The organism is Nocardioides sp. AX2bis (assembly GCF_902506435.1).
Lineage (GTDB): Bacteria > Actinomycetota > Actinomycetes > Propionibacteriales > Nocardioidaceae > Nocardioides.
In genome coordinates, this window is the sequence record NZ_LR733233.1 from 1 (window position 1) to 1,799 (window position 1,799).

The following is a 1,799-nucleotide window of genomic DNA, read 5'->3' on the forward strand; positions in this document are numbered from 1 at the left end:
GGGTTGGTGCGGGTGGGGCAGTGGTCGGCGTGGCGGTTGGTGGTGACGCGGTGGCCGAGGGTGCGGTCTGTGTGGCAGGCCCGCATGCGCCCACTCGTCTTGTCGTAATCGCACGTCATGGCGTCGTTCCCTTCGAGACTTGGCGTCCCTCGGCGCTTGCCGGACCCCCGGACGATGTAGACGGTTGCTGCATTCCATTGCTCATCGCGTTCAACTCCACAGTTCGCTTCTATCGTTGGACGATGACATCAGAAGTCGTTGCCGCTCTTCTTGCGGGTGTGCCATTCTTGATTATTGCGATTATTGGCACATTCAGGCATAGGCAAGAGGACATCCATCCGGTGGGCAATCTGATGATTGACCGGCTGATGAAACAGGCCGAACTGGCTGAGAAGCTAACTCCTGGGTCGCCGGCTCGACAAGCAGTGGATGCGGATCTATTTGCGGGTGTCGAACGCCTCGTCCGTGATTTGCGGTGGTATTCACCAGTGCAGATCAAGTTGGCGGGCGCGATCAACTCGTTTGTGCGGATGACCCGAATAATCTTCATCGGCCTGCTCTTGGTCGTGGGCGCCAGGCTTACTGCTTTTCGCGAAGGGGACTTGGCAAGACCGGTGACTATCATTGCCGTAATGCTCTTGATTGCTTTCGTCATTGTATGCGTCCAATCCGCAGTCAGTCGAAAAGCGATGTTTGCGCCCGAGGCGAGGGCGACTGGGCCGGATAACCAAGATCTGCTGACGTTGATCAAGGCCTCGCTTGAATCCCAGTCCAAGCCCACGGAGAAGTCCGAACCGGATCAGGCGGCCCCGTAGGGACCTGCGTTTTCGGAGCATCCGACGGCCCTAACGCACGAGCCGTCACCGGCAGGACCTCACGGATCGACTACCTCCTCAGGCAGCGCCGCGGCCGACCTGGCACGCAGCTCAGCGAGCAGCACCTCAGTCCCACGCACCCGCTGCTCGGGCGCCAGGTCCAGCACCTCGAACACCCGACCCACCGCAGCAGCGACGAGCCGCACCCGGCCGGCCTCGACCTCGACGGCCTTCTGCCCGAGGTTCAGCCGCTCCATGCCCTCGAGTGCCTGGCGCAGCTCGCGCAGCACCCGCGACCACGCCAGCCCCGTCGGCCCGTCCAGGTCCTCAACGTCCAGCCGAGAACCGAGGGCGTCGGCCGCGTGCTCGAGCCGACCAGCGAGCCGCTGCAGCGCACCGACCGCGTCGACGACCGGCTCGGCGTCGGTCTTCCAGATCTGCCCGTAGACCTCCCGGGCTTGCTCCTGCTGAGCGGCGACGAGGTGGGTCTGCGTGGACCCGCCGTGCAGCTTGCACCGGCCCAGGCCCGGGTGCTGGGTGCCCCACCCCGCCGGCCGGGTGCACAGGCCCTCGCCCTGGCGCTTCTTCCCGCCACAGGTCGGGTAGCGGCGGCTGTCACGGTCCGCCGCGGCCGACCCAGGTGTCACGGCCTCGTCGCTCGCGTTGGCGCCACCCGGGAGCATCTCGCGTCGCTTGCCGCTCACGAGCAGTCCATGACGAAGCACAAGCACGTAGAGCCGGGGAACCGGAAGTCGGAGCTCGCTGTGGTGGGCCTTGTGGTGAGCGCGGGGCTCATCGACTGGGTGGACCGCTTGGTGACGGTGGCGGGCTGGGTGGCGGGGTTGTGGTGAGTGGCCTTGGGCGGCACTGAGTGCCGCCTTTGGGGGGCACTGGTGAGTGCCGCCCGCGAGTGCGGCCCCTCCGTAGGAGAGGGGGGCCGGGGCGGCACTCGTTTCGGGGCGGCGGCCGGGGCCTCTCGGGAGA

The 1,799-nt window shown here is 66.1% G+C and carries 3 protein-coding genes; 2 read left to right on the plus strand and 1 reads right to left on the minus strand.

Annotation, left to right across the window (positions count from 1 at the left end; translation table 11 throughout):
- The coding region (locus GV155_RS19830) for a hypothetical protein (RefSeq protein WP_236554536.1) at positions 1–815 on the plus strand (815 nt) is incomplete at its 5' end.
- A gap of 59 nt (positions 816–874) precedes the next feature.
- Here GV155_RS19830 and GV155_RS19835 read toward each other — a convergent pair.
- A complete protein-coding gene (locus tag GV155_RS19835; protein WP_160011964.1) occupies positions 875–1,519 on the minus strand; it encodes a hypothetical protein in 645 nt (214 codons plus the stop codon).
- 9 nt (positions 1,520–1,528) lie between these two features.
- Between GV155_RS19835 and GV155_RS19840 the strand changes: the two genes are divergently transcribed.
- Entirely contained in the window at positions 1,529–1,666 is a 138-nt protein-coding gene (locus GV155_RS19840; protein WP_160011966.1) for a hypothetical protein, read from the plus strand.
- Positions 1,667–1,799: the final 133 nt, after the last annotated feature.